Source organism: Roseibium denhamense (assembly GCF_009711415.1).
Lineage (GTDB): Bacteria > Pseudomonadota > Alphaproteobacteria > Rhizobiales > Stappiaceae > Roseibium > Roseibium denhamense.
The window spans coordinates 51,451-73,127 of sequence record NZ_SMLZ01000102.1; the positions used below are offsets into that span (position 1 = coordinate 51,451).

Sequence of the window (21,677 nt, forward strand, 5' to 3'; positions counted from 1 at the left end):
TTTGCAGGACATTTGGAGCCGGTCTTGTACAGCCATCTGATTTTCGATCGGATAGCTGGCGGAATTGACAGCGTTCTGTTGATAAGAAAGGATTCGTTAACAAAGTGGCGCCCATGAATTTGCGAATCGGGTGCGATTCCTGAACCCTTTCCGTCAACAGTTATTGGGATGAATTCCCAACAGATCGATGGAGTGCCGGACATTGACCGGCAGAACAGCGAGGCCGTCATGGCAACCTACAAAAATACAAAAGATGCCATTCCCGGCGAGAACGGCCGGCTCGAGGAAATGGGGCGCAATTGCTACGTCTACCAGTCGGACGGATGCGCGAATACCGGGTTTGTCATCGGTGAGCGCGGCGTGCTTGTCATCGACGGCCAGCCGACGCCGGCGCTTTCCCAAACTGCACTCGAAAAACTGCGCGAAGTCACGGACAAACCGGTAAAACTCCTCGTACTGACCCATTTCCATGCAGACGTGTCTGCTGGAATTTCCGGGTTTGAGCCTGGAGAAATTATCGCGTCGGATCTTACCCGTCGGATGAGCGATACACGCGGCAAACAAGAGATTCAGGTCGCGAGAAGCCGGTTTGAGAACGTGTTTGGCGGGTTGCCGCACGGTACGCCCCCGGTCGTTCCCAGCATGACAATTGCCTCGTCCATGTCGATTGACCTTGGCGGCTGTGAAGTCAGGCTGATGCATCTTGGGCGCGCCCATACAATGGGTGACCTTGTCGTTTGGGTGCCGCAAAGCGGTGTGCTTTTTGCCGGGGATGTGGTGCAGACCGAGGCGGCGCCGTATTGCGGTGATGCCCATCTTGCCGATTGGCCGCGTGCCCTTGACCGCATTGCGGCCTTCCGGCCAAGCGCGCTGATGCCCGGCCGCGGAAAACCGGCGCAAGGTGCGGCAGCGGTCTCCACAGCCATCGAAAACACCCGCGAGTTCGTGACCGGTCTCAGGGATGCCGCTGCTGCCTGTGTGGAAGGCAGCATGGGGCTGAAAGACACGTTCGAGGCCGTCAAAGACGCATTGTCTCCGCAATTTTCCGGCCGCACGGATTTTGAAGAGCATCTGCCTTTTAACGTCGCTCGCGCCTATGACGAAGCCCTGGGCCTTGACCAGCCGCAGATCTGGACGCTGGAGCGCTGTGCCGACCTGACCGACGCTCTTGCCGGCGGAAGCGGAATTCCGGCGGTCCCGGAGCCAGACAGCGAGGCCGATCAGCCCGCTGTACATCCGGAAGATAACCCTCCAGAAGACAGCGGCAATCAAGCACAGGAACCTCAAGGCACCCTGGAAACCGCTTCCGAAGATCCATCCGGTGAGCTGGTCTCCGATGATGTATTTGCGCAATCCCTTTTAGGTGATGAACAACCATCAGAAGGGTCGAGCGACGCGGAAACGTCCGGGACCGAAGCGGTGGAGGATGAAAAAGTGCTTGAAGACGCCCGTCAGTGAACATCGCTGATAGACGATCCGGAAACGCGCGCAGTTTGCGCGCGTTTTTTGTTGAGCCTTGATCACGCCTTCCAGATGCCCACATGAAAGCCGTCAATTTCAGGAGGATTTGGAATGCGTTTTCTGGCCGCCGCCGTTCTTTTTGCAACACTCGCCGGGACCGGAGCCGCCTGGTCCGACGATGATCCGGATCTGATTTTTAAGAAGTCGACGGTGTGGAAGTTTCTGACGCCGGACCACAAGCTAGCGACCTACGCGATTGATGATCCCTTGATTGATGGCGTTGCCTGCCATTTCACCGTCCCTGAGAAGGGCGGGGTTTCGGGCTGGCTTGGGGTGGCTGAAGAAGTCTCCGATGTGTCGCTGGCCTGCCGGCAGGTTGGCCCGGTGAACATCAAGGAGACCTTCGAGCAAGGTGAGGAGATGTTCCGCCAGCGCCGCTCGTTCATGTTCAAGAAGATGCGGATTGTGCGCGGCTGTGACACCAAACGGAACGTTCTGGTGTACCTGGTCTATTCGGACAAGCTGATTGAAGGCAGCCCGAAAAACTCCACGTCGACGGTGCCGATCATGCCCATGGGGCGATCAGGCTCCGCAAAAATGCGCTGACTATCTGGACGAATGATGGCGGCGTGGGCGTCCTGGGTGGACGTGTACTCAGGAGTTTTCAAGTTTCTCAAGGTGTTTTGCGACCGGCAGTTCAGCGTCGGCGCAAAAATGCTTGTAGAGCATCGCCATGATGTCTTTGACCGGTTCGCTTGCAAGACGGTAATAGATCGTCGTGCCTTCCCGCCGTGTTGTCACCAGGCCCTGCGCCCTTAACAGTCCAAGCTGCTGGGACACCGTCGGCATACGCATGCCGGTTTTTTCGGCAAGTTCGCCTACGCTCTTCTCTTCTTCGAGAACAAGGCACATCAGCAAAAGACGTGGCGCAGAAGCCATCATCTTCAAGAATTCAGCGGCGGCATCTGCCTTTTCTTCGAGTATTTGATAGTCCATTTGGCAGCCAGGCCCAAGGTTTCCTGCTTTCGTATATTTGAAAGCAGATTGTCGATGTGGTCTCTTCTATATGCGGGCGGCCATTGTCACAACAATATTTCCATTCCCACAACCGGTACCGGTTAACAAACAGGCGCTTTTTTGTTGCAATTCACTGCCGAAAGCCTGGGTGCCATCGGTAATTGCGATCAGCGCGAAAATCGGACCTGCGAGAACTATCATCAAAAAGATGATCACAAAAAGGCGGTTCAGCATCGTTTGCTCCATCGGCAAGTGTGTAGCGATTGCCTGGAGAGTACGTGCCCGCCCTTGAACCCATGCTGAGTTCACCGTTCAGCCAGCGTTCAGATATCTAAACGAGCTTAAAGTGCAATATAAAACAGATGATTAGGGTCTAAAGGTTGTCTGTCATAGCTGTTCGGAGCGCGTCGAGAAGGACCTTGTCCCTGTCATAAATGTCATGCCGGAAATGGGTCGAACCGTCCTTGTTCATCCAGGCGGTCAGATAAGTGAGATGCACTTCAACCGGCTGGCTGAATTTGCTGAAGACATCGCGCTCGCCACTCTCAAGATACCGCTTCCAGACCCCGTCCGGCAGATTGTGATCGGCCAAGATCACATCGGCCAGTGCAAAGGGATCGGAAACGCGGATGCACCCATGGCTGAAAGCCCGCTCGGCCTGTGAAAAGAGCGACTTTGATGGAGTGTCGTGAATATAGATATTGAATTCGTTCGGGAACATGAACTTGATCCGCCCAAGCGCATTTGACGGGCCGGGGTCCTGGCGGAGCCGGAAGGGGAAGTTCTGTCTTGAATAGGCGTTCCAGCCGACTTGCGTGGCGGCCACTTCCGAGCCGTTTTGGAACACACGGATGTTCTTGCTCGACAATGCCGACGGGTTTTGCTGCAGATCAGGAAGATACTCGCGTGTCGCAATGGAGTAGGGCACGTTCCAGTACGGATTGACTTCGACATATTCGAGCGTGTCCGAAAACACCGGCGTCGCGTGGAACGGCTTTCCGACAACCACACGTGCGGTGTGGATGGTCTTGCCGTTCTTGACGACCTTCAGGTTCTGGTCCGCGAGATTGACGAAGATGTAGAAGTCTCCAAGATCGTCGCGCATCCAGCGGCGGCGTTCCATATTGAGTTCCATTTGGATGAGCTTTTGCTCAATCGAGATGTTCAGCCGGGCAAACGTGTTTGGCCCGATGACGCCGTCGGTTGCCAGTCCATGATATTCCTGAAAAGTCTTGACGGCTTCGATGAGAGCACCGTCATAGACCTGCCCGCTATGGCCGTCGGCCCCCGGGATATCTTCCTCCATCAGCCGTTTGCGCAAGAACGGTACACGGGCATCCCGCATTCCCGGCTTGAGCACCTCGCCGTCGGGAACGGATGTGAAGCCCCCGGTCGCAGCCTTTTGCCGGTACTGCGCGAGCCGGCGTTTTAGCCTGGCGTAATTATCCGATTGCGGCGGAAGCTCTGCCAGAAACGTTGCAAAATCGTCTGAACCCGTTGCCGCGCTCAAAAGGGCGGCCGGTTCCGGCCGATCGGGAAAGACGTTCAGCGCCTTGTTGACTTCGTTCGGTTGCACCCGGCCGGAGGACAAATGTGTGGCGTAGCGGACAAACTCTGTCGACATGTCCAGATCAAACCGGGCCCAGTCGTCCGGTGTTTGAGCCCGCTCTGCTTGCCCGGCGAGTTCCAGCGGCCGGTAATTTGCCGGATTGAGCGCATGATCGTTGGAAGCCGCCATGGCCGCAATCGCAAGATGCGCGTTTTCGGTAAGGCTGTTGTCTGCAACCCATACCGGGGCAAAGGCCCGGGCGGTGTAGTGCTGCATCAGGCTATCTGGAACATCGGGGCCAAGGGCTGCCTGCAGGGACGAGGCGATGGGTGACGCGGGCTCCAGCACCGCAGGCGCCGCGCCATCTCCAGCCGTAGCCGTATTTGATTGCGCGAGGACGGTCGAAGCGGACATAAGAAAGGCCACCATGGCCCCCGCTGTTACCGTCTTGTGTACAATTCTGTGCGCCCAAATGCTTTCCAGCCCCATGGGAAAGCCTCCCTCTGATTCCCCTGTCGTTAAAGTGTAGAGGAACCCTGCGGCATCGCCAATGACCTCGCGCACGCTAAAAACCGCCCATACAGAAAAGCGAACTTGACCCGCCCTTGAAAACCGGTCCATAAAGCTGCCCATGATGACGGCCATACGAAACATCATTACTTCGACCATTATTTGCAGCTAGCGACACCGCTGGCTGTGGCCGTTCCCTCTGTGCGAAAATTCATGTGAGACGGACCGCCCGGCCAGCCGGCCAGGAGACCGTTTGATATGAGCGCCGCTGATCCCAGCATTTCGGGCACTTACAAGGGCTTGAAGCTCACCAACACCTTGACCCGCACGAAGGAAGAGTTCCGTGCGATCGATGACGGCAATGTGCGGCTCTATGTCTGTGGTCCGACGGTCTACGACTTTGCCCATATCGGCAACGCCCGTCCTGTAATCGTATTCGACGTTCTTTTCCGTCTGCTCCGGCATCTTTACGGTGCGGAGAATGTTACCTATGCGCGCAACATCACGGATGTGGACGACAAGATCAACGCACGGGCTTTGCGCGACTTTCCCAACCTTTCGTTGAATGACGCCATTGCCAAGGTCACGCAAAAGACAGCTGATCAATTCCACGTTGATATCGAGCGTCTTGGGGTTTTGGAGCCCGATCACGAACCGCGTGCGACCCAGCATATCGACGGTATGATCAAGATGATCGAGCTGCTGATCGACAAGGGCCACGCCTATATCGCCGAGACAGCAGATGGCGGCGAAGTGCTGTTCGATACGGTTTCCATGCCGAACTACGGCGGGCTTTCAAAACGCAAGCTGGACGAGCAGATTGCCGGTGCCCGTGTCGCAGTGGAGAACCACAAGAAGAATCCCGGCGACTTTGTGCTGTGGAAACTGTCCTCAGCAGACGAACCGGGCTGGGACAGCCCCTGGGGCCGAGGCCGTCCGGGCTGGCACATAGAGTGCTCGGTCATGAGCGAGCATCATCTTGGCAAGGTGTTCGACATTCACGGCGGCGGGCTGGATTTGATCTTCCCGCACCATGAGAACGAGATCGCCCAGTCCTGCTGCGCCAACGGCACGGAGCGCATGTCCAATTACTGGATGCACAACGGTTTCGTGCAGGTGGAGGGCCGGAAAATGTCCAAGTCCGAGGGCAATTTCTTCACCATTCACGAGCTCCTGGATACGGAAAATTTCGGCGGCCGCAAATGGCCGGGCGAAGTGCTGCGGCTTGCGATGCTCATGACCCACTACAAAGAGCCCATCGACTTCTCTGTGCGCAAGCTGGAAGAAGCGGAGAACCTCCTGGCAAAATGGCCGGAATTGATCGAGACAGATGCCGCGCCCTCGGCTGACGTCCTCGATGCGATGAAAGATGATCTCAATTCGGCAGCTGCTATTCAGGCATTGCATGGCCTTGCGGGTGAGGCGAGCCGGAACCCGGAAAAGCTGGCAGAGTATTCTGCCTCTGCAGCTCTTTTGGGTCTCAAGCCTGTTGCGGCAGATATGTCCGGCGTGGATGAGACGCGCATTCAAATTGCAATCAATGATCGTCTTGAAGCCCTCAATGCGAAAAACTGGGCGGAAGCTGACCGGATACGCGATGAACTGACATCTCAAGGGATCTTGCTAAAGGATTCAAAAGACTCCGAAACCGGCGCTCGCGTAACAACCTGGGATCTCAAACGGTGAACCGGGTTAGGGAAAGACTGGCCTAACGTTTCTTCGCAGTTCACGAAGAACCATTAAAGCAAAAGGGAGAGGCAAAACGGATGGCGGAAGGACCAGACACCCGCACAGGAGGCTGCCAGTGCGGTGCAATCCGGTACTGTGCCGAAGGCTTCAAACGCCCTTCGATTTGCCACTGCCGCATGTGTCAAAAGGCCGTTGGCGGCCCGTTCGCAGCGCTGGTTGTCGTTGAAAACCTTAGTTGGACGCGCGGAGAACCGGCATATTTTCAAAGCTCAAACCTTGTCCGGCGCGGATTTTGCCGCGACTGCGGGACGCCGCTGACCTACGAGTTCGAGGGCTCCCATATTGATATCACGATTGCGAGCCTTGACCGGCCGGATCTTGTTGCGCCGCAAGTCCAGTTGGGGCTGGAAAGCCGCCTGACCTGGTGCGAGGGGCTTGCAGAACTTCCCACCCGGACAGAAGACGCGGAAGCTGCAGCTCAAGTCGTTTTCTCTGGCATCCGCAACTTCCAGCACCCAGATCAGGATACGGATACCTGGCCGGAGGCCGGCCGATGACGGAGACCTACACAGGAGGCTGTCAATGCGGTGCGGTTCGCTTCCGCATTCAAGGTGCCCTTGGCGAGGCGAGTATTTGCCATTGCCGGATGTGCCAGAAGGCATTCGGCAACTTCTTCGCGCCACTGGTCGATGTGCGCCACGAAGACCTGACCTGGACCCGAGGGCAGCCAAATTATTACGCATCTTCGGATTTGGTTGATCGCGGGTTCTGCGGCAAGTGCGGGACACCGCTTGTTTTTGCCTATCGCGACTACCCATTGATCGGGCTGGCAATCGGAGCTTTTGATGAGCCGGATCGCGTCCCCGTTACGAAACAGCATTGGCTACGGGACCAGGTTTCATTTTTTGAGGCGCTGCACACATTGCCGGGCGGGCCCGAAGATGATCCGGAATTTGCAGATGTGATCGCCGAGATTGACGCAAGCAATCACCAGCATCCAGACCACGATACCAAGGAATGGCCAGAAGCGCCTAAGATGTCCGACGGAACAGAATGATGACCAAAGACCGCCTTTACCTTTTTGACACGACCCTGCGCGACGGCGCGCAAACAAGCGGTGTTGATTTTTCCGTCAACGAAAAGATCGTGATTGCAGACCTGCTTGAGCGCCTGGGGGTCGACTATGTGGAAGGCGGTTACCCCGGCGCAAACCCTGCCGATACAGAGTTTTTCGCCGAAAAACGGACAACAAACGCGATCTTTACAGCATTCGGCATGACAAAGCGGGCCGGGCGGTCGGCCTCCAACGATCCCGGTCTTCAGCAGATTCTGGCCAGCCAGTCGGACGCCTGCTGTTTTGTGGCAAAGGCCTGGGACTATCATGTCGACGTCGCGCTTGGCTGTACCAACGAAGAAAATCTCGAGGCGATTGAAGACACGGTGAAAGCAGCGACTGCGGCCGGTAAAGAGGCCATGATCGATTGCGAGCATTTTTTTGACGGGTACAAGGCCAATCCTGAGTATGCGCTTGCCTGCGCGCGGACAGCCTATCAGGCGGGTGCGCGCTGGGTTGTTTTGTGCGACACAAACGGCGGTACGCTGCCCGACGAGATCCACGCCATCGTGACACAGGTCCAGGAGGTTGTGCCCGGCAGTCATCTCGGCATCCACACGCATGACGACACGGGGCATGCGGTCGCCAATTCATTGGCGGCAGTTGATGCAGGTGTGCGTCAGGTTCAGGGCACTTTGAATGGTCTGGGCGAGCGTTGCGGCAATGCCAATCTGATCACGTTGATCCCGACGTTGAAGCTGAAGCCGCAGTTTGCGGACAAGCTGGAAATCGGTGTTTCGGCAGCCCAGCTCAAGGATATCACGGCGGTTTCTCATGCGTTCGATGAGATCTTGAACCGATCTCCCAACCGGCACGCGCCTTATGTCGGGGAGACTGCTTTTGCCACCAAAGCCGGTATTCACGCTTCGGCCATCTTGAAGGATCCGCGGACCTACGAACATGTCATGCCGGAAAGTGTTGGCAACCAGCGCCGGGTTCTTGTGTCCGATCAGGCTGGAAAGTCGAATCTTCTCGGCGAGCTTTCAAGGGTCGGCATTACGGTCGACAAAAGCGATCCCCGCCTTGACGCTCTGCTGGCCAGGGTAAAGGAGAGGGAGGCCGAGGGCTATGCCTATGAGGCTGCTGATGCGTCCTTCGAGCTGTTGGCCCGGCGTGCATTGGGCGAGGTTCCAGACTTTTTTCAGGTCGATTCCTTCAAGGTCATGGTCGAGCGGCGGTTCAACGCCATCGGTGATCTGATCACGGTCTCCGAAGCGGTGGTCAAGGTGGCTGTCGATGGTGAAACCCGGATGTCGGTGGCCGAAGGAAACGGCCCGGTCAATGCGCTCGACATGGCCTTGCGCAAGGACCTTGGAAAGTATCAGGCCGCGATTGAAGGGCTGGAGCTGATCGACTATAAGGTGCGCATCTTGAATGGCGGCACCGACGCAGTGACAAGGGTTCTGATCGAAAGCCATGATGCCAGGACCCAGCGGCGCTGGTTCACCATAGGTGTCTCTTCCAACATCGTCGATGCGTCGTTTCAGGCATTGGTCGATTCCATCACATTTGCGCTGCTGAAAGCCGGATCTTCCTGAGACCGGCAGAGCGTTTCCGACGGGGTCCTGATTGCAGCCGCTCTGACAGTGGTTCGCAGAGCCCTGCGCATTCTTAAGGGTAAAGCGCCCGGCTACGCCTGCGCTGCTTCAGAAAGGCTGTCTTCATGACGCAGGCCACATCCGGCTCCGCTGCCGAACGTGAATACCGGGAAGGCGTGCTGTTCGGCCTTGCAGCCTACGGGATGTGGGGCTTTTTTCCGGCCTACTACAAGCTGACAGACACGGTCTCGGCGGATCTGGTCGTGGCGCACCGGATCCTGTGGTCCGTTTTGTTCGTCGGCCTGTTTTTGTATATCCGCGGCCGTTGGCCGGAAGTCCGCGAGGTTTTCCGTCAACCCAAGGTGGTCATGGGGCTTATGGCGTCTGCCTCACTGATCGCCGTGAACTGGCTCGTGTTCGTCTGGGCGATTGCCAATGAACAAGTGCTGGACGTGTCCCTCGGTTACTTCATCAATCCACTCGTCAGCATTCTGGCAGGTCTTGTCATCTTGCATGAAAGACTGACAACCGGTCAGTGGATAGCCGTCGGCGTTGCTGCAATCGCGGTCCTGACACAGGCCGTTCTTGCCGGAGGGTTGCCGTGGGTGTCTCTGGTTCTTGCCTTTTCCTTTGCCGGATACGGATATGTGCGCAAGGTAACGCCGGTGAAGGCAACACCGGGCATGTTTGTGGAAACGGTCCTGCTGTTCCCACTCGCAACGCTATACATATTGGTTGGCCTCGGCATGGGGCGGGACGCACTGGTCTTGGGCGATATACCGGTGCTCCTGGCACTTGCCGGAACCGGGATCATCACGGCTTTGCCGCTCATCTGTTTTTCGTCGGCCGCGCGCCGGTTGCCGCTCTTCATGATTGGGCTGATGCAATACATAGCACCGTCCATCCATTTCCTGATGGCAGTCTATGTCTGGGGTGAGCCTCTTGATCAGACGAAATTCATCGGTTTTTTGATGATTTGGGGTGCACTCGCTGTCTTTACCTATGACAGCTGGCGGCGTTTCCGCAAAAGGCACGCTTGAAGCAGATAGATCAGCCGGATGATACGAGCCGTCCGCGTCCGGCGCGTTTGGCTGAGTAGAGACGCATGTCAGCATTTCGAAGGGAATCTGCAAGATTGCCCTTTTCGATCCGGGCCGTTCCGATGCTAGTCTTGATCTGGAGCATTTTTCCGTTGCACCGGACGTGTGTCTTGTCGATCTGCTCTAAAAAGTTGGACAGAAGATCGGTCACCTCGGCCTCGGTGCGGTTACGCAGGATGGCACAGAATTCGTCACCGCCGAGCCGGATGATATAGTCAGCTTGGTTGCTCATCTTCTTCAGATGCGTCGCGAAGTTCACGAGAACGGCGTCCCCATAATCGTGACCAAGTTCGTCGTTGATTTCCTTGAAAGAGTCCAGATCAAACAAGGCGAGCCAGTTGCCGCTATCTCCCTCGTCCTGCCAGCCTTTCATTTGCGGTGCGGCCGTATCGAACAGGAACCGGCGATTGTAGAGACCGGTCAAAAAGTCTCGCATTGCCATGTTGTTGAGCTCTTCGATCCGGTAGATGAACTCAAGGTTCTGCGAAATCCGCAAGAGCAGCTCTTCTGGCGAGCAATTCTTGTCGACAAAGTCAGCCGCTCCGTATTTCAAGAAGCGGACCCGATTGTCGGGATTGGCGAAGGAAGACATGCCGATCACGACGACCTGGTCCCGGCTGTGGCGGCGCCGGACTTCCTTCAAAAAAGCAAAGCCATCCTGCTCCGGCATGAAATAGTCGCTGAGCACGAGTTTGATATCCGGATGAGTCTTCAGGGTTTCCAACGCTTCCTTGGAAGACCTCGCCTTGTAAACCTTATAAAGATGTTTAGAGACAATCTGGGCGATGGCGTCCAGCTCGACCGGCGCATCATCCAGAACAAGAACGCCAATTTTCGGGTTCTGAGCCAACTTGCGGATCAGGTCCGCGACATAGTCCAGACTGCCGGGCGAATCCTTGAGCACATAATCGATCACGCCATGATCGAGCATTTTCGCCCGGACCTTCGGGTCCAGCCGGCTGGTGAAAACAATTGTCGGAATTCCGCGCTGGCGGCACAACTCAACAATTTCGCCGTCCGGCGCATCGGGTAGGGTCAGATCGACTAGGGCAAGATCGGGTTCGCCAATAGGAAGGTCCAGACAGCTTTCAGCTTCCGCATAGTTGCGGGCAACCATGATCTGGTTGCGGCCGACTTCGTGCAATTTCTTGACGATCGCCTTCTCAAAAAACGCTGCATCTTCAACGAGAAGGGTCGTTTGCATCGGGCGGGGGTTCCATTCCTCTTTATTTCACCTTACGGCATATTCGCAGGCGGATCACTTCAAATCAGTAAAGATGCTGATGATTGGCTGGCGATCTGCTCCTGATCACAGATCCTTAATCGCCGCCACACCCGTTGCGTGTTCTGCGGTTGTAAATGAGACAGCTTCCCGCAACATCTGGAGAACATCGTCAAGGCTGTCGGCAACGAGATAGGGGACCTCGGTTTCCGGGCGAATAAAGCCCTGCGATCTCATGTGATCGAACAGTTCCAGGAGTGGCGACCAGAACCCGTTTATGTTGGCAAGGACAACCGGTTTGCGATGCTGCCCAAGCTGGGCCCAAGTCATCATTTCCACGGTCTCTTCAAGGGTGCCGATCCCGCCGGGAAGTGCAATGAAGGCGTCCGATTTTTGGAACATCAACTGTTTGCGTTCATGCATGTTGTCCGTGATGACCAAATCTTCCAGCGTGTCCAGCATGACTTCCCGTTCTTCGAGGAAGTGCGGGATGATTCCGGTCACTTTGCCGCCGCTTTCCAGGGCCGCGCGCGCGACGGTGCCCATGAGACCTACAGCGCCTCCGCCATACACAAGGCGCAGCCCGGCATCCCCCAAAAGCTGGCCGAGATGGGTCGCAACCGCCTCATAAAGCGGGTCGGCGCCGAAGCTGGAGCCGCAATAAACACAGACACTTGTGAGCTTATTTTCAGAAATCGTATTCATGGCTCAATTGTGTGGCATTGACGGCTGGTTTTGGTCAAGCATTCTGTTTGAAAGCAAACGGATGCCCGGTGATTTCTTGCTGGATGATGCAAGAAGGGGTATGCAGAACTTTAACAGGGTCAGCAGGCAGCTTGAAGGAAACGCCAAGTGCTTGCCACTTTAAAATGAGATTGGCTATGGGCGATAGATGCATCCGGTTTATCGCCTGCTGATCTGAACAAGGTCTGCGTTGGCACTTGCTTCAGTGCGGGTTGGGAAGAGAACCGGAATGCTTCATTCGGCGACGGTTTCTGGGGACGAGAGATGAATAAAAACACTTTAACCTGGGCGTTGATTGCTGCTGTGCCGATTGGTTTGGCGGCTTTGGGTATTGGATATCTCTACCAGGGGCAGGGATCTGTCACCCCGCAGCAAACGCAAGAGGCCTCGGAAGAGGCTGGTGCCGCGACTGAAACCGCCGCAAGCGCACCGGAAACGAACCAGCCCGCCGATACGACGGAAGACGGTGGAGCGGTCGCGGAAGCTGCCAGTGACGCTGCCGGGATAGCGGACCGGATCGGCCCGAGCTTTGATGTGGTCGGGATCGAGCCAACAGGGGAAACGGTTGTCGCCGGACGGTCCGACGCCGGTGCAATCGTCGCCTTGACGGCGAATGGCGAGGTGGTTGGCAAAAGCGTTGCCAATGAGGCCGGGGAATGGACCATCATCCTCGACCAGCCCTTGAAGCCAGGCGATTATGACGTCGGTCTTGAGGTTCAGGACGATACCGGTAAAGCACTCGGCACTTCCGAGGAGCGCGTGATCGTGTCCCTTCCGGAAGGCGGGCAGGAGCAGCCTTTGGTTGTCTTGAATACACCGGACGGGCCGTCTGACATTTTGCAAAAACCGGACACCGAAGACGTTACGGTAGCGCAGGCGGACGAGACCCCTGTAACACCAGAGCCTGAGAGCACGGACACGGCTTCAACAGCTCCGGAAACGGACGTAACCGCTACTGCGGAAGCACCTGCCGACGCAGCAGGGACCGAGACCGCTATGGCTGCCGTCGCACCGGCGCCGGATGCATCCCAATCTGCTGCCGGTGCGGAGGAGAGCGGTGCGGCCCAAACCGCATCTGCAACAGCGCCCGCAGGAACCGATGAGCCGCTGGCGGACCAATCCCCAACAGGTGCAACAGACAACGGGTCGGAGACCCAAGCTGTTGCCGCCGCTTCGCAAGACCAATCCGGCGGAGATCCTGCCGGGACAGCGTCTCAATCCGCTACGGGCGTCGAGAGCGGCGCAGATGCGAACACCCTGGCATTGGCACCGGATGCGGATGCTCCGGTTGACGATCAGCCAGCTGAACAAGCCGGTGTTGCCACAGCACCGGATGCGCAGGACCAGGCCACCAGCCAGGAAACGGCGGACGCGCAAGCACCTGCCCCCGCAACCGATGCCGCACCGACGGTGACCGTGGAAGCGGTTGAATCAGAACAAGACAAGGTTTTTGTCGCCGGAACCGGAGAGCCGGGGTCTTCCGTCCGGGTCTATGTCGGGGACGATTTCCAGGGCGAGGCTCAGGTCGGCTCAACCGGCAAATGGCTGGTCGAAGGCGACAAGAACGTTGCCGAGGGGGATGTCGAAGTCCGCGCGGACCTGATTGCAGAAGACGGAAGTTCGGTCGATGCACGGGCGGCCGTGACTTTCGAAAAAGAACAGGACGAACAGATCGTCTTGACGAAAGTGGTCGCAAGCGGCGAGGCGTCCGGCTCCGATGCGCAGGCAGCCGACGTCAAAAAGGCCCTTCCGGTTGTGATCATCCGCAAGGGCGATAACTTGTGGCGGATCTCCCGCCGCCTGTACGGCGATGGCATCCGGTACACGACCATCTATCAGGCCAACCAGGATCAAATCCGGAACCCGGATCTCATTTACCCGGGCCAGGTCTTCTTAACTCCGGAAGGTGACCTCAACTGGCCGCAAGAAACCGGTCAGGATGGCCAAAACGGATAAACCGACCATCTTGCTTTCTGTTAAAAGGCCGGGGACCAGATTGGGACCCGGCCTTTTTTGTTTTGCCTTGTCTTTTGTCCAAACCATCGCATATCTACGATGAGATGCGGAAAGAAAGGGAGACACGAAATGACAGAAACCGTTGTTTCTTCGAGCTCCGCGCCACCGTCTGAAACAGCTTCGATGTGCGATGGACTTGCGTCGATCTTCCGCGCTTTGGGCCATCCGGCACGTTTAGCGATTATACAAAAACTCGCAGCAGAGGAGCAGGCCTGTTGCGGTGCCATTGTCGACGCCCTGCCTCTTGCCCAGTCGACTGTTTCACAACACCTGCAGGTGCTTAAAGACGCTGGGCTTCTAACGTGTGTCACACGTGGCCGGAACTGCCATTACTGCCTGAACTGGGACAAGATGGCTGAGGCTGAGCAAAGCGCGCAGTCATTTTGGAAACGCCTTGACCAGGCCAGAGTAAACATCGAGCAATTGCCCGATTTTAAAACGCACGCCAAGACAAAGTAATAGATCGGCCACCCCATGGCCGGGAGATAATTTTTGACAGATCAGACCACATCAGCTCCGCAAACGACGGCCTCTTCCGGTGAGAGCGGACCCAAATCGAACCCTTCAAACAAGGTTGTCAGTGCGGACGAAGGCGATACGCTTTCAACCCTGCGCAACCTTTGGCCATATATCTGGCCGTCAGACCGGCCAGACCTGAAAAAACGCGTCCTTCTTGCAGTTTTCGCGCTGATCATCGCCAAATTTATCACGGTTCTGTCGCCCTATTTCTTTGCCTGGGCAACGGATGCGCTTGCGGGCGAGGAGAATGGTCTGCCTGCTTTTCTCGTAGCTCCGGTGATGCTGGTTCTCGCATACAATGCTGCCCGGATTTTTGCCGTTGCCTTTAATCAGTTGCGCGATGCGCTTTTTGCAAGGGTGGGTCAGCATGCCGTGCGCCAGCTTGCCAATCTGACCTTCCGCCATTTGCACCAGCTGTCCTTGCGCTTTCATCTGGCCCGGCGCACCGGCGGTTTAAGCCGTGTGATTGAAAGGGGGGTGAAGGGGATCGAATCCATCGTCCGGTTCACGATCCTGAATGGGGTTCCGACAATTTTCGAGTTTGCCATCATGGCAGCCGTGATCTGGTACCAGTTCGGTTTTTCCTACGTTATCATCGTTGCCGTGATGATCGCGGCTTATGTCTGGTTCACGATCAAAACGTCCAACTGGCGGATCGGCATTCGCCGGGAGATGAATGACAGTGACACGGATGCCAACTCCAAAGCCATCGACAGCCTGCTAAACTTCGAAACGGTCAAATACTTCGGCAACGAGAAGATGGAAGCAGCCCGCTTCGATGTCTCGATGCAAAAGTATGAAAAGGCGGCAACGAAAACATGGACGTCGCTGGCATGGCTGAACCTTGGGCAATCCGTCATCCTCGGGATCGGCATGGCGGCATGTATGGCGCTGTCGGCGCGGGCCGTGATGGCGGGAGAGCAGAACATTGGCGATTTTGTGCTGATCAATGCGCTCTTGATGCAGATCTCGATCCCGCTCAACTTCATCGGGTTCTTGTACCGGGAGATCCGGCAAGGTCTTGCCGATATCGAATCCATGTTCGATCTCCTGCTGGTTCCCGCGGAGATCAAGGACAAACCTGATGCGGCCCCGCTCAAGGCGGTTGAAGGCGCCATCCGCTTCAAGGACGTCCGCTTTCACTATGATGCTGATCGGCCCATCCTGAAGGGGATCGATTTTGAAGTGCCGGCTGGAAAGTCCATCGCCATTGTCGGACCGTCAGGTGCTGGGAAGTCCACGATTTCCCGTCTTCTCTTCCGCTTCTATGATGTCAGCGGGGGAGCGGTGGAGATTGACGGACAAGACGTCAGAGATGTCACCCAGGAAAGCGTCCGGCTTGCAATCGGTATGGTCCCGCAGGATACCGTGCTCTTCAACGATACCATTGCCTACAACATCCGCTACGGGCGGCCGGATGCAACCGATGAAGAGGTGCGGGAGGCTGCGCGGATGGCGCAAATCCAGGATTTCATCGAGAATCTTCCGCAGGGCTATCAGTCCGAGGTCGGCGAGCGCGGATTGAAGCTCTCCGGCGGGGAAAAGCAGCGTGTTGCCATCGCGCGGACGATCCTGAAAGCCCCGCCCATTCTTATTCTGGATGAGGCCACGTCTGCACTCGATACGCATACGGAGCGGGAAATTCAGTCAGCGCTCGATCAGGTATCGAAAAACCGGACCACGCTCGTGATTGCCCACCGGCTTTCTACCGTGGTCAATGCGGATCAGATCATTGTTTTGGAAGCCGGTCAGATTGCCGAGCGGGGAACACATCTGGAACTGCTCGACAAGAATGGCCTTTATGCCTCCATGTGGGCCCGTCAACGGGAAGCGGACGAAGCCGAGGAAAGGTTGCGGGCTGCACGTGAAAATGATGAGTTCGGTATCGTCACGAGGGGGCAGCCCGCAGATTTTGTGCCGTCATAGGGGGAAGCCGGTCTGCGATCGCCATCACGGTCTGTCAGGCAACCCGTGAAATTGAGACGTGATGATCGTTGGCACCATCCATCTGGCCTTGCTGCCTGGCCGGACGGGACGGCCCCTGGCTCCAGAAATAGCTGGTAACGGCTTTTGCCAAACGGCGTAGTTCGCTGTTGCGGGCTGCCCGTGCGCGGATTTCAAAAGTATCTCCTGAATGCAACATGTCGGTCTCCTCTAAGGTGATGACTGCGTTATCTCATGTACTGCGGTTTTGAAGAATTGGGGTTGTCTTGAAGACATCCTTCAAGAAAATCGAAGAATGGATGTCCATATCGCTGTTCTTGGGCTGTCTGTGTGCCGTGACGCGGCAACATAGAGATTGAAGAAGTCTGTCGTGGCGCTTCCGCCCGGGGAGAGCCGGTGAGCTAAGCTGCGCGCAGTGTTCCAGTATCGATGTCATTGGCACATGCTAGCGGGTCCGGTGACGTTCCGTTTTTTCCGGTAGGACGTCTTTTCAAAAAGCTTGAAAGGGCTGAGATCAAACGGCGTAGTTCTTGGTGGCGTTCAGCGCGGGCACGAGTTTCGAATATGTCTGCTGTGTGGAACATGACGATCTCCTTCGGGTTGATGAGCGTGTTATCCCATGTGTTGGAGTGTTGAAGAATTGGGGTTCGATTGAAGGGATATTTCAAATAATTCGAATAATGGCATTGGCTCCTCTAGCTATTGCTGGGCGCTGTGCGATCCGTACCTTCACCGTGGCAGGACGTCTTTGTGGTATCGCGATGCCGGCTATTTGGAATCGCCTTGAAAAAGGCGATGAAACACTGCATGAGCCTGCGCAATTCAAGGTGGCGTTCAGCGCGGGCCCGTACTTCGTATTGATCTCCTGTATGAAACATGTTGGTCTCCTTCTTTGCGACGGAGCTGTTATCGGATATAATGATTTATCGAAGAATTGGGCTTTATCGCACGTCACCTTTCTGGGAAATCGAATAATGCGCTTTGATGATCTACAGTTCTTTGAGCGCGTTGCAGTGCTTGGCAGCCTGTCCGCGGCTGGCCGGGAATTCGGCTTGTCGCCATCGGCATCGAGTACGCGTTTGAGCAATCTGGAAAAGGAGCTTGGCACACAGTTGGTCGCACGCACCACGCGGCGGACGTCGTTGACCGAGGCGGGCGAAGTGTTCCTAAAGCACTCTCGGGTCGCTCTTCAGGAATTGAGCCTTGCGCGTTCGGAGATTAGTGCGTCTGAAGAGGCGCCACGTGGGACCTTGCGGATCTCCTCGAATGTCTTTTTTGGCCGGAAACACATGCTTCCGTACCTGGCTGAATTCCGGCAGCTTCATCCGGACCTTCGGTTGGAAATTAACATGACGGATCGTCTGGTTGATCTGGTCGGGGAGGGCTATGACATGGCGATCCGCGGGGCTCCATTACCGGACAGCAGCCTGATGGCTCGCAAACTTGGTGGTAATCCGCGCGTCTTGTGCGCCAGCCCGGCCTATCTGGACCGAAAAGGTGTCCCAGAGACCCCAGAAGATCTTCGGCGGCACGACTGTATCGGATTTGATCCGATGCGCGTCTGGTATTTCAAGGGGCCGGACGGCGAGGTTCCGTTTCAGCCGGACCATCCAGTTGTTTCGGGTGATAGCGGCGACTTTGCGTATGACGCCGCGGTTTATGGTCTTGGGCTGACAGTGAAATCGATGGCTCATGTCTGGGAGGATTTGCGGGACGGTAAGCTTGTCGAAGTTATGACCCGATATCCCGTTGCGCGAACCGGCAATATTTACGCGGTCTATCCACCCGCAAAGTTTGTGGCACCAAAAATCTCGGCCTTTGTTGACTTCTTGATCTCAAAATATGGCCGCCCACCATATTGGGAGAGCGACTACCGCGACGCCGGCGCGGTCAATCTCGGTATCCCGGCTGCAAAAAGCGCATGAAATGCGCCGAAAACGGTTCTCATGCCGAGAAAAAGCTTCTAGAAGCGGACCGAAAGGCGGGGTGCGGAGATTGCGCTTTGTCGGCTCTGTTTACTTGTCGAGAATTTACAGGGCGTTCCATATACGTTTCCGTCTCAGGATGCTGAAAGCTGAATTATGTCGATTGTCGATTCCGTTACTAAATCCCTGGTTCCAATTCACCGCGAAGGCTGGCCGTTCATTGCCATCGCCCTCGTTGCGACACTGGTGATCGGTTACTTTGTCGATCCGCTCTTTTACATCGGTCTCGCGTTGACCGGTTGGGTTTGCTACTTCTTCCGCGATCCGCAACGGGTGACGCCGGTGGGCGACACGCTGGTGGTGTCCCCGGCCGACGGGGTAGTCAGCCATGTGGGTCCGGTGCGTCCACCTGAAGAGCTTGGCCTTGGATCAGAGCCTTTGGTTCGTGTGTCGATTTTCATGAACGTTTTCAATTGTCATGTGAACCGTGCGCCGGTTTCTGGGCAGATCAAGCGCGTTGCTTACCGGGCAGGCAAGTTCCTCAACGCGGAGCTGGACAAGGCTAGCGATGACAACGAGCGCAACGGCCTCGTGATCGATAACAATGGAACTGAAATCGGCGTCGTTCAGATCGCCGGCCTCGTTGCCCGCCGGATTGTCTGTTTTGTCCGGGAAGGCGAGGCGCTTTCCGCTGGCGAGCGGTTCGGGCTCATTCGTTTCGGATCCCGCCTCGATGTCTACATGCCCGAAGGCACAGTACCGAAGGTTGCCTTGGGCCAGACGATGATTGCCGGCGAAACCGTTCTGGCTGATCTGGCGGAGCAACAGCCGGAAGGCCAAGTCATGACACGGGTAAGCTGAGGTAATCGTGAGCGAAGTCCCTTCCAGTCCGGGCGCGAAGGCCAAGCGGAGCCCAAGGTTCCGCCGGGTGCCCTTGCGCCTGATCATCCCTAACATGGTGACACTGCTGGCCCTGTGTTCAGGGCTCACCGCTGTGCGTATGGCAATGGAGGGGCGCTGGGAGTTCGCGGTCGGAGCCGTTTTGCTTGCAGCTGTGCTGGACGGGCTGGATGGCCGTGTCGCGCGGCTCATGAAGGGCACCTCAAAGTTCGGAGCGGAGCTCGACTCGCTGGCGGATTTCGTGAATTTCGGCGTGACACCGGCCTTGATGCTCTATTTGTGGATCCTCAAGGATGCGGGCAATCTCGGCTGGATCGCAGCCCTGGTCTTCGCCATTTGCGCCGCGCTGCGTCTTGCCCGTTTCAATGTTGCGCTGGACGATCCGGCAAAACCGGCTTGGGCTGGGCGTTTCTTCACGGGTGTGCCAGCTCCGGCCGGGGCGCTGACGGTTTTGTTGCCGCTCTATTTCGAATTTCTCGGGCTTTTCCCGCATTGGTTCGCCGAAAGTGCCGTCGTCGCTGCGTATACGATCGCGATTGCCTTTCTGTTGATCAGCCGTTTGCCGACTTATTCGGGCAAGACGCTGGGAACACGTGTGCGGCGCGACTATGTGTTGCCCTTGTTCGTTTTGGCGGTGCTGATTGTTGCGCTGACCGTCAGCTACCCATTCCGCATGCTGGCTGCGGGGTCGGTGCTCTATCTGGCTTCAATTCCGCTCTCGTGGCGCGCTCATCGCAACCTCATACTGGCCGACGCCAATCTTGCAGTGGACGATGATGGCGATGAAGGCGACATTGATCTCGACCATATCGGCGACCGCGACAAGGATCATGGCAGCTGATTTGATTTGAGTTTCTCAGGAAGGGCAGAGAATGACCAATCTGCAGATCCGGCCGACCTGCTCTGAAGACCACGGCGCTATTGAGCGGATCTACCCAGCCGCATTTCCCGACGAGGATCTTTTGCCGCTTGTGCGAAACCTGCTCGCTGCCGGGACGGATTGCCTGTCCCTGACTGCCCTGTGCGATGGCTTGGTTGCCGGGCATTGTGTTTTCACACTGTGTGGTATGGACCGCGTTGAGAGAGCGGTTGCACTTCTTGGTCCTGTTTGTGTTGCCCCGGAAAATCAACGGATTGGGTGCGGATCCGCCTTAATCAAACACGGAAATATGCGCCTTCAAAAGGACGGTATCGGGAAAGTGCTGGTCCTTGGCGATCCCAATTACTATGGCCGGTTTGGTTTCCGGGAAGAGGTGGGCATCCTCACGCCGCACCCAATCCCCGATGCCTGGAAAAGCGCCTGGCAGTCCATGGATTTGACACCTGCCGGTCAGGGCCTTGCAGGAAAACTTGTTGTCCCCGGGCCGTGGCAGGATCCCGCTCTCTGGGCGTGAGCCTGCCGCGCTCTGGATCACATCGGCCGCTTCCGGATAAACTTCTGTTCGATCACTTCCCGGCCCCACTGATCGCCGAGATATTCATCGGCCAGATCAAAACCATGTTTTTCGTAAAGCGCCCGGGCAGCATCTAATCCCTTTAACGTCCAGAGATGGATTTCCTCAAATCCCAATTGGTCGCAATGCTCCACTGCCTTGCGGAGTAGAACTTTGCCCAATCCCTTTCCGCGCAGGCGCTCTGACAGGATGAACCAGCGCAGGTGTGCAACATTGTTGCCCAGGTCTTCGCCGTCAATCGAGATGGAGCCAATCACGGCTTGGTTTTCCAGAATACTCCAGCTGTTGTTCATCGGCCGGTCGACCCTTGGCATGAACTCGGCCATGGCCTTCGCAACAACACTCTCAAATGTGGGCCCCATCCCAACGATAGGGCCATGCGTGCGGCCGTGAAGGGCGGCGATATCGCCGATCATTCCCGTCTGATAGCCTTCGGCAATCTCGAAGGTTTCCTCAGTAAAGGTGGGCAAACCGGCTGCTTCGGGCGGACGCAGGGCTTCGGCATATATCCTGAGAGCTTCGGCGATTGCCTCTCCGCTCATCCCATTCGTCTTCGAAAGGGCTGTGCGGACCTGATTGTTTCCAAAACCGTCGATGGCCTTCAGGGTCTCCTTGCCGGTCCGGGTCAGGCTAAGTCCGAAGGCACGGCCATCGGCCTCTGACCGTGTCAGAAAGATTTCCCCCCGTTCTTCCAGTGACTTGACCAGGCGGCTGACGGTCGATTTTTCAAGCTTGAGGATAGCACCAAGATCTTTTGCGGTAAGACCGGGGCGCTGGCCGATTTCGACAATTGCATGCACGCCCGATCCGGACAGATCCGTTCCGGCGATGGTCTTGTCGAGAAACCCAAGTTCACGCACGAGCTGACGGGAGGCCGCGCGGATGGAATGAATGAGATCGGGAGAAGGGGAGGTCATCGGAAATTCCATATAGTTGTATAAAGCAACTATATGAGGTGATCTGCATACTGGCAAG

At 56.6% G+C, this 21,677-nt stretch carries 20 protein-coding genes and 1 pseudogene; 14 read left to right on the forward strand and 7 right to left on the reverse strand.

Annotated features, from left to right (window positions below; translation table 11 throughout):
* The first annotated feature begins 168 nt into the window (after positions 1-168).
* Together E1180_RS08015 and E1180_RS08020 are read left to right on the forward strand one after the other, a co-directional pair.
* Positions 169-1,458, forward strand: a complete 1,290-nt coding sequence (locus tag E1180_RS08015) for an MBL fold metallo-hydrolase (protein ID WP_208997006.1) — start codon at positions 169-171, stop codon at positions 1,456-1,458.
* 114 nt (positions 1,459-1,572) lie between these two features.
* Positions 1,573-2,083 (forward strand): annotated as a pseudogene (locus E1180_RS08020) (CreA family protein).
* A 32-nt stretch (positions 2,084-2,115) separates the two neighbouring features.
* Here E1180_RS08020 and E1180_RS08025 read toward each other — a convergent pair.
* The 3 genes from E1180_RS08025 to E1180_RS08035 all read right to left on the reverse strand — a co-directional run bounded on the left by E1180_RS08025 (position 2,116) and on the right by E1180_RS08035 (position 4,684).
* The gene (locus tag E1180_RS08025) at positions 2,116-2,457 is read right to left on the reverse strand and encodes an ArsR/SmtB family transcription factor (RefSeq protein ID WP_155190660.1); all 342 of its coding nucleotides are present in this window, start codon (positions 2,455-2,457) and stop codon (positions 2,116-2,118) included.
* 66 nt (positions 2,458-2,523) lie between these two features.
* Entirely contained in the window at positions 2,524-2,712 is a 189-nt protein-coding gene (locus E1180_RS08030) for a sugar transporter (RefSeq protein ID WP_155190661.1), read from the reverse strand.
* A 139-nt stretch (positions 2,713-2,851) separates the two neighbouring features.
* Positions 2,852-4,684 carry a L,D-transpeptidase family protein gene (locus tag E1180_RS08035; RefSeq protein ID WP_208997007.1) on the reverse strand — a complete coding sequence of 611 codons (1,833 nt, stop codon included), beginning with the start codon at positions 4,682-4,684 and terminating at the stop codon, positions 2,852-2,854.
* A 111-nt stretch (positions 4,685-4,795) separates the two neighbouring features.
* On the opposite strand from E1180_RS08035, the gene cysS reads away from it, so the two are divergent.
* The 5 genes from cysS (at position 4,796) to rarD (ending at position 9,918) form a co-directional block, all read left to right on the forward strand.
* Complete coding sequence (gene cysS, locus E1180_RS08040) at positions 4,796-6,223, forward strand: cysteine--tRNA ligase (protein WP_155190662.1); 1,428 nt, start codon at positions 4,796-4,798, stop codon at positions 6,221-6,223.
* 80 nt (positions 6,224-6,303) lie between these two features.
* Positions 6,304-6,783 (forward strand): GFA family protein, encoded by a 480-nt coding sequence (locus tag E1180_RS08045; RefSeq protein ID WP_155190663.1) that lies wholly within the window; start codon positions 6,304-6,306, stop codon positions 6,781-6,783.
* Positions 6,780-7,283, forward strand: coding sequence for a GFA family protein (locus E1180_RS08050; protein ID WP_155190664.1), 504 nt, complete (start codon positions 6,780-6,782; stop codon positions 7,281-7,283). The genes E1180_RS08045 and E1180_RS08050 overlap by 4 nt, the downstream gene beginning before the upstream one ends.
* Positions 7,283-8,878, forward strand: a complete 1,596-nt coding sequence (gene cimA / locus E1180_RS08055; protein WP_155190702.1) for a citramalate synthase — start codon at positions 7,283-7,285, stop codon at positions 8,876-8,878. Before E1180_RS08050 ends, cimA begins: the two co-directional genes overlap by 1 nt.
* A 125-nt stretch (positions 8,879-9,003) precedes the next feature.
* On the forward strand, positions 9,004-9,918 hold the full coding sequence (gene rarD, locus E1180_RS08060) for an EamA family transporter RarD (protein ID WP_155190665.1): 915 nt from the start codon (positions 9,004-9,006) through the stop codon (positions 9,916-9,918).
* A gap of 10 nt (positions 9,919-9,928) precedes the next feature.
* On the opposite strand, the gene E1180_RS08065 is transcribed toward rarD, so the two are convergent.
* Both E1180_RS08065 and E1180_RS08070 read right to left on the reverse strand, forming a co-directional pair.
* Entirely contained in the window at positions 9,929-11,182 is a 1,254-nt protein-coding gene (locus E1180_RS08065) for a GGDEF domain-containing response regulator (protein WP_155190666.1), read from the reverse strand.
* Between the two features lie 105 nt (positions 11,183-11,287).
* Complete coding sequence (locus tag E1180_RS08070) at positions 11,288-11,905, reverse strand: LOG family protein (protein ID WP_155190667.1); 618 nt, start codon at positions 11,903-11,905, stop codon at positions 11,288-11,290.
* A gap of 303 nt (positions 11,906-12,208) precedes the next feature.
* Between E1180_RS08070 and E1180_RS08075 the strand changes: the two genes are divergently transcribed.
* The 3 genes from E1180_RS08075 to E1180_RS08085 all read left to right on the forward strand — a co-directional run bounded on the left by E1180_RS08075 (position 12,209) and on the right by E1180_RS08085 (position 16,405).
* A complete protein-coding gene (locus E1180_RS08075) occupies positions 12,209-13,900 on the forward strand; it encodes a LysM peptidoglycan-binding domain-containing protein (protein WP_155190668.1) in 1,692 nt (563 codons plus the stop codon).
* A 129-nt stretch (positions 13,901-14,029) separates the two neighbouring features.
* Positions 14,030-14,419: an ArsR/SmtB family transcription factor gene (locus E1180_RS08080; protein ID WP_155190669.1), complete on the forward strand. Its 390-nt coding sequence runs from the start codon at positions 14,030-14,032 to the stop codon at positions 14,417-14,419.
* A 150-nt stretch (positions 14,420-14,569) separates the two neighbouring features.
* On the forward strand, positions 14,570-16,405 hold the full coding sequence (locus E1180_RS08085) for an ABCB family ABC transporter ATP-binding protein/permease (protein ID WP_155190703.1): 1,836 nt from the start codon (positions 14,570-14,572) through the stop codon (positions 16,403-16,405).
* Positions 16,406-16,439: 34 nt separating this feature from the next.
* Here E1180_RS08085 and E1180_RS08090 read toward each other — a convergent pair whose 3' ends face one another.
* A complete protein-coding gene (locus E1180_RS08090) occupies positions 16,440-16,622 on the reverse strand; it encodes a hypothetical protein (RefSeq protein WP_155190670.1) in 183 nt (60 codons plus the stop codon).
* A gap of 775 nt (positions 16,623-17,397) precedes the next feature.
* Between E1180_RS08090 and E1180_RS08095 the strand changes: the two genes are divergently transcribed.
* The 4 genes from E1180_RS08095 (at position 17,398) to E1180_RS08110 (ending at position 20,642) form a co-directional block, all read left to right on the forward strand.
* Positions 17,398-18,348 (forward strand): LysR family transcriptional regulator, encoded by a 951-nt coding sequence (locus tag E1180_RS08095; protein WP_155190671.1) that lies wholly within the window; start codon positions 17,398-17,400, stop codon positions 18,346-18,348.
* Between the two features lie 156 nt (positions 18,349-18,504).
* Positions 18,505-19,209, forward strand: coding sequence for a phosphatidylserine decarboxylase (locus E1180_RS08100; RefSeq protein WP_155190672.1), 705 nt, complete (start codon positions 18,505-18,507; stop codon positions 19,207-19,209).
* 67 nt (positions 19,210-19,276) lie between these two features.
* Positions 19,277-20,089, forward strand: coding sequence for a CDP-diacylglycerol--serine O-phosphatidyltransferase (gene pssA / locus E1180_RS08105; RefSeq protein ID WP_341873549.1), 813 nt, complete (start codon positions 19,277-19,279; stop codon positions 20,087-20,089).
* Positions 20,090-20,120: 31 nt separating this feature from the next.
* Positions 20,121-20,642, forward strand: coding sequence for a GNAT family N-acetyltransferase (locus E1180_RS08110; RefSeq protein ID WP_155190673.1), 522 nt, complete (start codon positions 20,121-20,123; stop codon positions 20,640-20,642).
* Between the two features lie 17 nt (positions 20,643-20,659).
* On the opposite strand, the gene E1180_RS08115 is transcribed toward E1180_RS08110, so the two are convergent.
* Positions 20,660-21,619 (reverse strand): helix-turn-helix domain-containing GNAT family N-acetyltransferase, encoded by a 960-nt coding sequence (locus E1180_RS08115; protein ID WP_155190674.1) that lies wholly within the window; start codon positions 21,617-21,619, stop codon positions 20,660-20,662.
* Positions 21,620-21,677 lie beyond the last annotated feature (58 nt).